The organism is Mesorhizobium sp. W050, from assembly GCF_054719535.1.
Genome location: NZ_JBTTIH010000001.1, coordinates 5142967 through 5155339, shown reverse-complemented (window position 1 = coordinate 5155339; position 12373 = coordinate 5142967). Strand labels below are relative to the sequence as shown.

The window sequence follows — 12373 nt, the reverse complement described above, 5'->3', positions numbered from 1 at the left end:
CGTTCAGGAATTGAGCGATCGCGGACCGCTGACGAACGGACTGCCCCTGACATAGAACCGCAGCGGGCGGTCAGCATCCTTCGTGATGCCGATGCGGATGCCTTGGCCGATGTCGCCGGCCTGATGCTCGTCGGCTGCCAGCCATAGCGGGCCTTGGCGGCACAGATCGAGGCCGTCCAGCGAACGGTCGATGCGCAATGCCTGGGCGAGCCGCCCCGGCCCGCGCGCCAGGTCGCGCAGGCGCTCCACGCCCCGGTTCAGCCGCATGATGGCGATGCCTTCGAGCGGCTCCAGCGCCCGGATCAGCACGCCGGTGCCGGTGCCCGGCCCCTCGCTCGAGACATTGAGCATCCAGGAGACCCCATAGGCGAGGTAGACGTAGGCGTGTCCGGGCCCGAGGAACAGCGAACGGTTGCGCGGCGTCATGCCGCGATAGCCGTGCCCGGCGGCGTCGCCGGTGACATAGGCCTCGGTCTCGACGATACGGCCGCTGACGATGCCTTCCGGCAGCTCCCGCACCACGAGCTTGCCGATGAGATAGCGGGCGAGATCGGCCGTATCGTCAGGCAGTTCGGCACGATCGAGCGGATGGTGGCTGGTCATGCTACCGCCGTCTTTCAAGGTATCCGTTCGACCCCTTGCGCGCGCGACTGTCCCGGCTCGAACGGATCGCCGAAATACTGGGTCTCGCGAACCACCTTGCCATCGACGAACTCCATGATGCTCACCGTATAGGACGGAATCCCGTCATAGGTCAGGACATATTCGGTGATCCAGAGGTCGCCTGACCCGGTGATCCGCCGCACGGCAAAGCGCTTCCGGTTGGGCTGCGTGGCGCGCGACGACTGGATGTTGTGCCGTCCGCTGATGCGCTCGCCTGATTGCGGATAATCGAGCACCGCGTCCTCGCGATAGATCTGATGCTCCGTCTCGAGATCATCGGCATCGGAGGCAGCCCAATGGCGATCGAGAGCCGCCCTTATCTCAGCGTCTGCCATATCGGTTCTCAGGCCGCGGCCATGATCTCGGCATAGGTGGTGAAATCGACATTGCCGCCTGACAGCACGACGGCGACGCATTTGCCCGACAGTTCGATCTCGCCTGACGAGAGCGCCGCCAGCGCCACGCAGCCGCCGGGTTCGACCACCAGCTTGAGATGGGCCATGGCGTCGCGCACCGCCTGTGCGGCCGCCTTGTCGGAGACGGCGATGGCGCCGGCGAGGTTCTTGCGGTTGATCTCGAAGGTGATCGCGCCGGGCTCTGCGGTGAGGATGGCATCGCAGATCGAACTGTGGCCGGGCTCGTTGGAAACCCTTTTTCCTTCGATCAGCGAGCGGCGGGTGTCGTCGAAATGCTCGGGCTCAACGGCCCAGACTGCTGTGGCCGGCGAGGCATCCTTGACGGCGATCGAAATGCCGCTCGTCAGGCCGCCGCCTCCACAGGGAATGACGACCGCATCGAGGCTGACGCCGAGCGCTTTTGCCTGGCACATCAGTTCGAGACCGATCGTGCCCTGGCCGGCGATGATGGCCGGATCGTCGAAAGGAGGCACCAGCACCATGCCCTTGTCCATGTAGGGTCGCACCACCGTCATGCGGTCGTCGCGAAAGCGGTCGAACGGCACCACTTCGGCGCCCATCTTGCGGACATTGGCGATCTTCATCGCCGGCGCGTCGGCCGGCATGGCAATGACCGCCTTGACGCCGAACATGGCAGCCGCCGCGGCGACGCCCTGAGCATGGTTGCCTGAGGAGAAGGCGACGACGCCGCGGCTGCGCTCTTCTTCGCTCAGCGAAGACAGTTTGTTGTAGGCGCCGCGGAACTTGAACGAGCCGGTGCGCTGCAGCGTCTCCGGCTTGAACAGGATGCGGCCGCCGAAGCGTTTGTTGAGTTCCAGCGATTCGATCAAGGTCGTTTCGGCGATCAGGCCGGAGAGCCGCGCGGCGGCGGCATGGATGTCGGCGATGCCGGGAAGCGTGGTCATGGCGAAGTCCTGAAAGGGATGAGATCGGCGCATGGTGCACGCAAAGGCAGGCCACGCACCAATGAAAAAATGTGACCGTTACAAAGTTTGGCGGGCATGAGCGGCGACGAGGGTCAAACTGGCCCACCTCTCCCGCCTTTATCCGCCGGGCCGTATCGGCTAAGGGCGGGGGAGCAGAATCCCGGACCCCCAGACATGACCGCCAAGCCAAAACCCCTGTTCCTCGGTATCGACACCGGTGGCACCTATACCGATGCCGTGCTGTGGTCGGAACAAGGCGGGCCAAAAGGCAAGGTGCTGGCCAAGGCCAAGGCGCTGACCACGCGGCACGATCTTGCCGTCGGCATTTCCGGCGCGGTCGATGCGGTGCTGGGAAAATCGGCCACCGATCCGGCCGCGATCAAACTCGTGTCGATGTCGACGACGCTCGCCACCAATGCGCTGGTCGAGGGCCAGGGTGGGCGTGTGGCGCTCATCATGATCGGCTTTACCGGGGCCGACCTTGCGCGCGACGGGCTGAAGACGGCGCTCGGCACCGATCCGGTGGTGTTTTGTCCGGGCGGCCATGACGTGCACGGCAATGCGGCCAAGCTCGATCTGTCGGGGCTGGAAGCGGCGATCCCTGAACTCGGCGCCTCGGTGTCGGGCTTTGCCGTCTGCGCCTATTTCGCCACCCGCAACCCGGCGCATGAACTCGCCGCGCGCGACTTCATCCGCGAAAAGACCGGCCTGCCGGTCACCGCCAGCCACGAATTGTCGGCCAAGCTCGGCGGCCCGCGCCGCGCGCTCACCACCTTGCTCAACGCCAGGCTGATCTCGATGATCGACCGGCTGGTGGCGGCAACCGAAGGATTTTTGGAGGCCCGCAACATCGTAGCCCCCCTGATGGTGGTGCGCGGCGATGGCGCGCTGGTTTCGGCGGCGTTTGCCCGCCAGCGGCCGATCGAGACCATCCTGTCCGGCCCGGCCGCCAGCCTGGTCGGCGCCCGCCACATGACGGGCCTGGACAACGCCATGGTATCCGACATTGGCGGCACCACCACCGATGTCGCCGTGCTCGACGGCGGCCGTCCTCGACTCGATCCCGAAGGCGCCACTGTCGGCGGCTTCCGCACCATGGTCGAGGCGGTCGCCATGCGCACTTTCGGCCTCGGCGGCGATTCCGAGGTGGCACTGGAAGATGGCGCGCTCAACCCGAAAATCCTGCTCGGGCCGCGCCGCCTGGTGCCGCTGGCGCTGGCCGGCATGATGCATGGTGTTTCCGTGACATCGGAGCTCGAGCGCCAGCTCAGGGCGCCCAACCCCGGCCGCATGGACGGCCGCTTTGCGTTGCGCACCGGCGTGCCGGACAGGCTCGCCGCCGGCCTGACCTCGCCCGAGGCGAAACTGTATGAACTGATTGGTGCCGTGCCGCTCGCCATCGACAGGCTGCTCACCTCGAACGCCCAGAACGCCACGCTGAACCGGCTGGTCTCGCGCGGTCTTGTGCATATCTCGGGCTTCACCCCCTCGGACGCCGCCCATGTGCTCGGCAAGCAGGCCAACTGGGACCCGCTTGCGGCCCGGCTCGGCGCCGAACTGTTTGCCCGCAAGCGTGATGGGCGAGGCCAGTACATCGCGCCGTCTCCGGAGGTGATTTCCGAACGCGTGCTGCTGACGCTCACGCGCTGGTCGGCCGAATACATTCTGGAGACAGCCTTTGCCGAGGATGGGCTGGATGGCGCCGCCACCGTCGCGCACGCGCTGGTGCAGCGCGCCGTCGATTCACATCCCGGCATCGCAAGGCTCAGCGTCGCGCTCGATCGTCCGGTCATTGGCCTCGGCGCCTCGGCGCCGCTGCACTATGCCGGCTTGGCCGAGCTGGTCGGTAATGAGTGCGTGGTGCCGGAGGATACCGACGTCGCCAACGCGCTCGGCGCCGTCGTCGGCCAGGTCCGCGTCTCGGCCGAAGCCCGCGTCAGCCAGCCCAAGGAAGGTTTGTTCCGGGTCGCGTCGGGGCAAACGGTGCGCGACTTCACGGACGAGGCCAAGGCGATCGCGGCAGCGGAGGCTGATGTGCGGGCGATCGTAGCCGAGCGGGCGAAGGATGCCGGCACGGATAATGCCGAGATCGACGTTTCGACCGAGTTCAAGGTGTCTACCGTTGAGGCCCAACGGATGTTTATCGAAGCGCATGTGGTGGCGGTTGCATCGGGTCGGCCGAGGATTGCGGTTTAGGTAATCTCCCCCCTTGGGGTCCCCTTGGGGGGAGATCAGCAGCTTCAAAATCCCCGCCTTCACCCTAAGCTGAATTGACCCCTCACCCCCGACATGCCAAAGGCCGCAAAGCCTTTCATCTGGAGAAGACCTGATGACCGATCGCGTCGAGATCGCCGGATTGCGGATTGCCCGCGAACTGCATGACTTTGTCGGCGAAGCGCTGCCGGGTACCGGCATTGCCGCCGACGCCTTCTGGAACGGCTTTTCGGCCATCGTCCATGATCTCGCGCCGAAGAACCGGGCGCTGTTGGCCAAACGCGACGCCATGCAGGAACAGATCGACGCCTGGCACCGCGCCAATGGCGCGCCCATCGATATGGAGGCCTACAAAAGCTTCTTGCGTGAGATCGGCTATCTCGTGCCCGAAGGGCCGGCCTTTTCCGTGTCGACCGACAATGTCGACCCCGAGATCGCCACCGTTGCCGGGCCGCAGCTGGTGGTGCCGGTGATGAATGCGCGTTATGCGATCAACGCCGCCAATGCCCGCTGGGGTTCGCTCTATGATGCGCTCTACGGCACCGACGCCATTGCCGAGACCGGTGGCGCCGAGAAGGGTAAAAGCTTCAACCCCGTGCGCGGCGCCAAGGTGGTTGCCTGGGCGAAGAGTTTTCTGGACGAGTCCGTGCCGCTCACCTCGGGCAAATGGGCCGGCGTGAACGGGCTGACGGCTTCGGGTGGCACCTTGCGGCTCGGCGCCGGCGCCGGCGGCACCACGCTGGCCAACCCGAAACAATTTGCCGGCTATCGCGGCGACGGCGCCAACCCGGAAGCCATCCTGCTGGTCCAGAACGGCCTGCACATCGAGATCCTCATCGACCGCACCAACCAGATCGGCCGCACCGACCCGGCCGGCATTGCCGACGTGATCCTGGAATCGGCGCTGACCACCATCCAGGACTGCGAGGATTCGGTCGCGGCGGTGGATGCCGAGGACAAGGTTATCGTCTACCGCAACTGGCTCGGCTTGATGAAGGGCGATCTGGCGGAGGAAATCAGCAAGGGCGGCAAAACCTTCACGCGCAAACTCAATCCGGACCGCGCCTGGACCGCGCCCAGTGGTGGCGCGCTGAGCTTGCCTGGCCGCTCGCTGATGCTGGTGCGAAACGTCGGTCACCTCATGACCAATCCGGCCATCCTCGACCGCGATGGCAACGAGGTGCCGGAAGGCATCTTGGATGCGGCGATGACGGCGCTGATCGCGCTGCACGATGTCGGCGCCAACGGGCGTCGGATGAATTCCCGCGCGGGCTCGATGTATGTGGTGAAGCCGAAGATGCATGGGCCGGAGGAAGTCGCCTTCGCAGTCGAGATTTTCGACCGCGTCGAAGCGCTGCTCGGTATGGCCAAAAACACTATCAAGATGGGCATCATGGACGAGGAGCGGCGCACCACCGTCAACCTCAAGGAGGCGATCCGCGCCGCCAGGGAACGCGTCGTGTTCATCAACACCGGCTTCCTCGACCGCACCGGCGACGAGATCCACACCTCGATGGAAGCCGGCCCGATGATCCGCAAGGGCGACATGAAGCAGGCCGCCTGGATTTCCGCCTATGAGGCGTGGAATGTCGACGCCGGGCTCGAATGCGGGCTGGCCGGTCATGCCCAGATCGGCAAGGGCATGTGGGCGATGCCCGATCTGATGGCGGCGATGCTGGAACAGAAGATCGCACATCCCAAGGCCGGCGCCAACACCGCCTGGGTGCCGTCGCCGACGGCGGCGACGTTGCACGCCACGCACTATCACAAGGTCGATGTCCATGCCGTCCAGGCGGCGCTCAAGAGCCGGCCGAAGGCGAAGCTCGATGATATATTGTCGGTGCCGGTGGCGGTGCGGCCGAACTGGACCCCCGACGAGATCCAGCGCGAGCTCGACAACAATGCGCAAGGCATTCTGGGCTATGTCGTGCGCTGGATCGATCAGGGCGTCGGCTGCTCGAAAGTGCCGGACATCAACGATGTCGGCCTGATGGAGGACCGTGCCACGCTGCGCATCTCCTCGCAGCACATCGCCAACTGGCTGCACCACAAGGTGTGCTCGCAGATCCAGGTGATGGATTCGCTGCGGCGCATGGCGGCGATCGTCGACCTGCAGAACGCCGGCGACCCGCTCTACCGCCCGATGGCCACCGACTTCGACAAGTCCATCGCCTTCCAGGCCGCCTGCGATCTGGTGTTCAAGGGCCGCGAGCAGCCGAACGGCTACACGGAGCCGGTGCTGCACAGGCGGCGGCTGGAGCTGAAGGCGAAAGCGCGGGCGAATTAGCGCCTGCGTTTCCCTCCCCCTTGAGGGGAGGGTGGCCCGAAGGGCCGGGTGGGGTCCTGCGTGAAGTGCGCCGACTCCCTTCGGACGACACTACAAGCAATGTCATCGCAGAGGCCCTTTCTCGGCTCGGCTTCAAAAAAGATCGAGCATTCTTCGGCGACCCCACCCGGCCGCTTCGCGGTCACCTTCCCCTCAAGGAGGAGCGTTACGCCGCCTGCGCTACCCGCTCCGACATCATGCGGTAGGAAATCGCCTCGGCCAGGTGAATTCGGCCGACGGTTTCGCTGGCGTCGAGGTCAGCCAGTGTGCGCGCCACTTTGAGCACGCGGTGATAGGCGCGCGCAGAAAAGCCGAGTTTCTCGCTGGCGTCTTTCAGCAGCGACAGGCCTGCTGCGTCCGGCGCGGCGATGTCCTCGATAACAGAAGGCGAGCAATGGGCGTTGGTGGTGGCGCTGGTAACGCCCAGCCGCTCGAAACGTTCGCGCTGGATGGTGCGGGCGCGCGCCACGCGCTGGGCGACGGCTGCGCTTTTCTCCGCTCGGTCGGGCCGGATCAGGTCGGCGGCCGAGACCGCCGGTACCTCGATCCTGAGGTCGATGCGGTCGAGCAACGGGCCTGAGATGCGCGCCTGGTAATCGGTGCGGCAGCGTTCGCCGCGCAGGCAGCGATAGCCGGGCTCGCCGGCCATGCCGCAACGGCACGGGTTCATCGCCGCCACCAGCTGGATGCGCGCTGGATAGGTGACGCGGTGGTTGGCGCGCGCGATCATGCAGTCGCCGGTCTCCAGCGGCTGGCGCAGCGCATCCAAGGTCTGCGGCGTGAATTCGGGAAACTCGTCGAGGAACAGGACGCCGTTATGGGCAAGCGATACTTCGCCCGGCCGCGCCCTGATGCCGCCGCCGACCATTGCCGCCATCGAGGCCGAATGGTGCGGGGCGCGGAACGGCCGCCGGTCGGTGAGCTTGCCTTCGCCGAGCTCGCCGGCCACCGAGGCGATCATCGAGACTTCAAGAAGTTCCTTCGGTGCCAGTGGCGGCAGAATTGAAGGCAGCCTCTGCGCCAGCATCGATTTTCCCGAGCCGGGAGGCCCGACCATCAACAGATTGTGGCCGCCGGCCGCCGCCACTTCCAGCGCCCGCTTGGCGCTTTCCTGGCCCTTGATGTCTGAAAGGTCGGGCAGGTCGCGGGCCGAGACATGGATGCCGGGCTCGGGCCGCGACAGCACCTGCGTGCCGCGAAAATGATTGGCGATGGCAATCAGGCTGCGCGGCGCCAATATGTCGAAATCCTTGCCCGCCCAGGCCGCTTCCGGCCCGCAGCCGAACGGGCAGATCAGGCCCTTTCCCTCGGCATTGGCGCCGATCGCCGCCGGCAGCGCGCCGGCCACCGCGGCAATGGTGCCGTCGAGCGACAATTCACCCAGCACGACATAAGACGCCAGCATATCGCCCGGAATGGCGCCGAGTGCCGCCATCAGGCCGAGCGCGATCGGCAGGTCGTAATGGCTCCCTTCCTTGGGCAGGTCGGCAGGCGCCAGGTTGACCGTCACCTTCTTCGACGGCATCGACAGGCCCGAAGCGTGCAGCGCCGCCTGCACCCGCTCGCGGCTTTCGGCCACCGCCTTGTCGGCCAGGCCGACAATCTGCATGCCGACCTTGCCCGGCGCGATCATCACCTGGACATCGACCGGTACGGCCTCGATGCCCTGGAAAGCAACCGTGCGAACCCGCGCCACCATCTTGCTCTGCCCCCGGATATCGGCTCGCCTCGGCCTTGTGGTTCAGACCGCGAGCGACGTCAGGACAAGACAACCATAGATTTCAGGCCAAGGCAAGAACATTACAGGAACATGCATTCGTGGTGGCTGCAGCGCGCTGTGCCGGTTGCAAAAAAGGAAGATGGCCAAGCAAAATGGAACGGCTGCTCCGCCTCCTCGACCGCGTTTAACAAGGGCGACTAGGCCCTTCGGCGATCTGAGGGTGTTGCTTCTAAGCGGTGATGAAGGCATCGACCGAACCTGAAAGCGATCGATCGATCGCGACCTGCGGTGGAAGCCACTCCATGACAGGATATCTGAAAGGCCAAGGCAGGGCGATCCGGCGCGAAGAGCCGCTCTCCAGAAAAATCTCGTTTACAAGGTCTATGAACCGCCCGCGGTCTCGTTCGATTCGTTTCAAAGTTTGCGAACGAATGTAATCCCGGGGAATTCGTCGCTCCTTCAGCGCTAAGACAGCCTCCGCGATGGATCGAGGATCGGGTGGAACTGTGAGCGAATAGTCGTCATCCAGATAAAGGTCTCGGCCGCCATGGTTCGGCGTCGTGACCACTGGAAGGCCCGCGAGAAGATATTCCGTGCTGGCGAACATTGGTCCTTCCAGGTGAGAGAGACAGATTCCCACGGCTGCACGATTTAGATGCGTGTTCACCTGAGCCGGTGCCAATCGGACAGGCTTGCCGGTGCCGTCAAACTCGTTGATAAAGACGTGATGCGGCGCGAGCTCCCTATGCCGATTTATTCGCGCTCTTTCCGACTCCGTCGTGGAGGATCCGCTTGAATCTCGATAGAAGACAAATGCGCAACGCTGGATGCCAAGCGACAAGTCATGGCGCTTCCACGGAGCCAGCTGCGCATTGTAGATTGCATCAAATTCTACAGGGACGTCATCGAGAGGCCTGAATATGTGTTCGGAGGTTGTTGACGTCTTGTTGTGCAGGACGGCGGCCTCGCCGGACTGATTCAACAGATCAGCCTCGGCCTGAGTGTTGGATAGGAAGATTAGCGAGTGACGGGGGTTCTTGAGTCTATGCAGAACGGCATAGGTCCGGATGGTTTTGACGCTAGCACTGTTTTCGATGGACCAGGTTGGCGAGATGAGAAACCAGGCGCGGTGGCCGCGTGGAAGGAAAGGCATATGACTTGCTAATCCGAGCGGCGTACCGGACATTCCCGAATAGGATATGAACGGATCGTCAGACAGCAAACTGGCCTGAAGAGCAGGTTGCGACTTCGCGGAAGGGTGCCCCTTTCTGACTTTGTGGCCATGACGCAGCATGGCTCTGACAATCTCGAATTTGGTAGGAGGGCGATACCCGTGCTGTAGGGTCAACATGCGGCAATTGCGATCTTGAGTGCGGGGCAAAACTCGCTTCGACAGAGAGAAATTTGGCAAAGAAACATCGCCAGTTGATCGACGGAATATCTCAGGCGATCAAATCTGGTGTACGGAGAAGCGCCTCTTGAAAGAAAACATCGTCCCAAGCGGGGCTGGTTCTCACATCGCGCTACCAACCGTATCCGTTTGCGTAGGCTGTTTCAATCAAGAGGCATTCATCGACACTGCGATCCGATCCGTAGCGGCGCAGACATACACTGCGTTCGAGTGCGTGGTGGTCGATGATTTTTCGACCGACGCTTCCCGCCGAAGGATTGAAGAGTGTCTGTCTCAGCTTGGCGACAGTCGTTTCCGCCTTCTGCCCCGACTGCAAAATGGCGGGCAGTTGGCAACAATGATGACCGGGCTTGACGCGACAGCCGGACCCCTGATCTCCTTTCTTGACGGTGACGATGCATGGCATCCTGACTTCATAGAATGCCATGTGAGAGCGCATCTCAGCCACACTCGTATCGCGGCAATGTCGAGCTCCGATGAGGTGGTGATAGATACGGCCGGCAACCTGCTTGCGGGCGGTCATCCCGTATTCCACCTGAACGACCCGCGATCGATGCCGAAAATGAGCGGCTACCTGCATGTCGACACTGAAGCTGACCCGACATTATTATTTATTGATCGGGGTACCGTGGGTTGGTTTTGGTCAACCACATCGGGGATGATGTTTCGTCGAGCTCCGCTTGAAATCATGCGTCCATCCGATCCGGACGAAATAAAGATATGTGCCGATGGTTATATGGCTCGTGCCGCCCATATGATCGGCGGAACCGTGAGGATTGGGCGGGCTCTTGGCAGTTATCGGCTTCACGGCGGCAATGGCTGGGCGGACGGGCGCATCCTGGGTACCGGAGTTGGCCTCGGCAGGATGTCGCCTGATACTGAAATAGCGATACGGCGGGCACTGGCCAATCGTTGGTGCGAAGTGGCGCCGGGACTGGCGCATTTAATCTCCCGCCACTCAATGCGCAGGACCTTGGTCGACCTGATCGGACTGTCTGCGGCTTTTGCATTGCTGGAAAAGAACTCCGATGCGGGTTTTCTGCTGAAAGACTGGGCAACACCACAGCGAAAATTGCAGACCAGACTTATCGGTCTCCTTCCTCCGAAACTGAGGCCTCGGCGCTTCCGGGACATAGTTTGATTTGATGAGCCGCTTGCTCGGCAGTCTTACCCGATAAAGAGCATCTTTCGATGCTTCTCTGGACCCACCAAAGTCCTCCGTAGCAACGCACACTACGCGGCCAAATTCCGCCGCTTCGCCTCTACCGCGTCCCAGAACAGGCTGGCGATATCGGCGCCGCCAAAACGCTGCACTTCGCGCACGCCGGTCGGCGAGGTCACGTTGATCTCGGTCATGTAGTCGCCGATAACGTCGATGCCGACGAGGATGAAGCCGCGTTCTTTCAGGGACGGGCCGATGCGGGCGCAGATTTCGCGTTCGCGTTGCGTCAGCTCGGTCTTTTCGGCGCGGCCGCCGACATGCATGTTGGAGCGGGAATCGTGGTCGGCCGGCACGCGGTTGATGGCGCCGACCGCCTCGCCGTCGATCAGGATGATGCGCTTGTCCCCCTTGCGCACATCCTTGAGATAGCGCTGGACGATATAGGGCTCGCGTGACAGCTGGGCGAACATTTCGAGCAGTGAGGCGAGGTTGCGGTCGCCCTCCTTGAGATGGAAGATGCCGGCGCCGCCATTGCCATAGAGCGGCTTGACGATGATGTCGCCGAATTCCTTGCGGAAGGCCGCGACCTCCTGGGGATCCTTGGTGATCAGCGTTTCGGGCATCAGATCGGGGAATTCGGTGACGAAGATCTTTTCCGGGCTGTTGCGCACCCAGGCCGGGTCGTTGACGACCAATGTCTTCGGGTGAATGCGCTCCAGAATATGCGTCGTGGTGATGTAGTTCATGTCGAAGGGTGGATCCTGGCGCAGCAGGATCACATCCATCTCCGACAGGTCGGTGCGCACCTTGTCGCCCAGCGAAAAATGATTGCCCTTCTCGTCGCGGAGCTTCATCTCCTCGATGCGGGCAAACACCTTGCCGCCCAGCATCGACAGCCGGTCCGGCGTATAGTGGAACAATTGGTGCCCGCGCCGCTGCGCCTCCAGCGACAGCGCAAACGACGTGTCGCCGGCGATCGAGACGGTGGAGACATGGTCCATCTGGACGGCGATCTTCAGGGTCATCTTCTGGTCTCCAGCGGGTCGAGCAAGTCCAGGAAAAGTGCGTAGCGGTTTTCCGTCCGGAATTGCGGCAAGGCAAGTCGCCGATATACGGAACTTGGCGGCTTCTGCCAATCGCGCTTGCTTGGCCCAGACCCCCTAACGGTCGAAGACCAGCCGGGAGTAACCGAGGAACGACAGCGCCATCGCTACCAGCGAGGCGATCGCAAGTGCCGCCAGCGGCGGCATTGCCGGCAGCGCGAACAGGATGGCGCAGTAGACGAGATAGTTGACGATGCTGGTGGCGATGCCGACGCCGCCATAGCGTGCGCCCTCCTGCGCCACGCCGCGGCTCGACGGCGAAAAGGTCAGGTGCCGGTTGATCTGCCAGGTGACGCACAGCGCAAAGCCGATCGACAGGACACGGGCGACGAAGGGACCGAGCGGCGTCACCGCCAAGAGCAGCCAGAGCGCCGCGGCATCGGCGACGAAACCAACGCCGCCGGCCAGGACGAAGCGGACGAGCCGGCTCAC

The 12373-nt window shown here is 63.5% G+C and carries 10 protein-coding genes; 3 read left to right on the top strand and 7 right to left on the bottom strand.

The features are described 5' to 3' along the window. Nucleotides 1-3: 3 nt before the first annotated feature. From ACYG9Y_RS24830 to ACYG9Y_RS24820, 3 genes are read right to left on the bottom strand one after another with little or no spacing between them, the layout of a single operon-like run. Entirely contained in the window at nt 4-603 is a 600-nt protein-coding gene (locus ACYG9Y_RS24830; RefSeq protein WP_023739817.1) for a DNA-3-methyladenine glycosylase, read from the bottom strand. 14 nt (nt 604-617) lie between these two features. Next, complete coding sequence (locus ACYG9Y_RS24825; RefSeq protein ID WP_023739816.1) at nt 618-998, bottom strand: nuclear transport factor 2 family protein; 381 nt, start codon at nt 996-998, stop codon at nt 618-620. A gap of 8 nt (nt 999-1006) precedes the next feature. Then, nucleotides 1007-1984 carry a threonine ammonia-lyase gene (locus ACYG9Y_RS24820; RefSeq protein ID WP_023739815.1) on the bottom strand — a complete coding sequence of 326 codons (978 nt, stop codon included), beginning with the start codon at nt 1982-1984 and terminating at the stop codon, nt 1007-1009. 195 nt (nt 1985-2179) lie between these two features. On the opposite strand from ACYG9Y_RS24820, the gene ACYG9Y_RS24815 reads away from it, so the two are divergent. Both ACYG9Y_RS24815 and ACYG9Y_RS24810 read left to right on the top strand, forming a co-directional pair. Beyond that, on the top strand, nt 2180-4201 hold the full coding sequence (locus tag ACYG9Y_RS24815; protein ID WP_023739814.1) for a hydantoinase/oxoprolinase N-terminal domain-containing protein: 2022 nt from the start codon (nt 2180-2182) through the stop codon (nt 4199-4201). A 133-nt stretch (nt 4202-4334) separates the two neighbouring features. After that, complete coding sequence (locus tag ACYG9Y_RS24810; protein ID WP_023739813.1) at nt 4335-6506, top strand: malate synthase G; 2172 nt, start codon at nt 4335-4337, stop codon at nt 6504-6506. A 205-nt stretch (nt 6507-6711) separates the two neighbouring features. Here the strand turns inward: ACYG9Y_RS24810 and ACYG9Y_RS24805 are convergent, their stop codons facing one another. Then, nucleotides 6712-8244: a YifB family Mg chelatase-like AAA ATPase gene (locus ACYG9Y_RS24805; RefSeq protein ID WP_023701949.1), complete on the bottom strand. Its 1533-nt coding sequence runs from the start codon at nt 8242-8244 to the stop codon at nt 6712-6714. A gap of 250 nt (nt 8245-8494) precedes the next feature. Beyond that, nucleotides 8495-9559: a glycosyltransferase gene (locus ACYG9Y_RS24800; protein ID WP_155924238.1), complete on the bottom strand. Its 1065-nt coding sequence runs from the start codon at nt 9557-9559 to the stop codon at nt 8495-8497. Nucleotides 9560-9743: 184 nt separating this feature from the next. On the opposite strand from ACYG9Y_RS24800, the gene ACYG9Y_RS24795 reads away from it, so the two are divergent. Beyond that, a complete protein-coding gene (locus ACYG9Y_RS24795; RefSeq protein ID WP_023739810.1) occupies nt 9744-10817 on the top strand; it encodes a glycosyltransferase family 2 protein in 1074 nt (357 codons plus the stop codon). A gap of 92 nt (nt 10818-10909) precedes the next feature. Here the strand turns inward: ACYG9Y_RS24795 and gshB are convergent, their stop codons facing one another. Then, entirely contained in the window at nt 10910-11863 is a 954-nt protein-coding gene (gshB, locus tag ACYG9Y_RS24790; RefSeq protein WP_023739809.1) for a glutathione synthase, read from the bottom strand. Nucleotides 11864-11998: 135 nt separating this feature from the next. Next, nucleotides 11999-12373: a GtrA family protein gene (locus tag ACYG9Y_RS24785; protein ID WP_023739808.1), complete on the bottom strand. Its 375-nt coding sequence runs from the start codon at nt 12371-12373 to the stop codon at nt 11999-12001.

Excerpts from the sequence above, each read along its gene's own strand:
- ACYG9Y_RS24830 (WP_023739817.1), bottom strand. The coding sequence starts at position 603 with ATGACCAGCCACCATCCGCTCGATCGTGCCGAACTGCCTGACGATACG.
- ACYG9Y_RS24825 (WP_023739816.1), bottom strand. The coding sequence starts at position 998 with ATGGCAGACGCTGAGATAAGGGCGGCTCTCGATCGCCATTGGGCTGCC.
- ACYG9Y_RS24820 (WP_023739815.1), bottom strand. The coding sequence starts at position 1,984 with ATGACCACGCTTCCCGGCATCGCCGACATCCATGCCGCCGCCGCGCGG.
- ACYG9Y_RS24815 (WP_023739814.1), top strand. The coding sequence starts at position 2,180 with ATGACCGCCAAGCCAAAACCCCTGTTCCTCGGTATCGACACCGGTGGC.
- ACYG9Y_RS24810 (WP_023739813.1), top strand. The coding sequence starts at position 4,335 with ATGACCGATCGCGTCGAGATCGCCGGATTGCGGATTGCCCGCGAACTG.
- ACYG9Y_RS24805 (WP_023701949.1), bottom strand. The coding sequence starts at position 8,244 with ATGGTGGCGCGGGTTCGCACGGTTGCTTTCCAGGGCATCGAGGCCGTA.
- ACYG9Y_RS24800 (WP_155924238.1), bottom strand. The coding sequence starts at position 9,559 with ATGCTGCGTCATGGCCACAAAGTCAGAAAGGGGCACCCTTCCGCGAAG.
- gshB (WP_023739809.1), bottom strand. The coding sequence starts at position 11,863 with ATGACCCTGAAGATCGCCGTCCAGATGGACCATGTCTCCACCGTCTCG.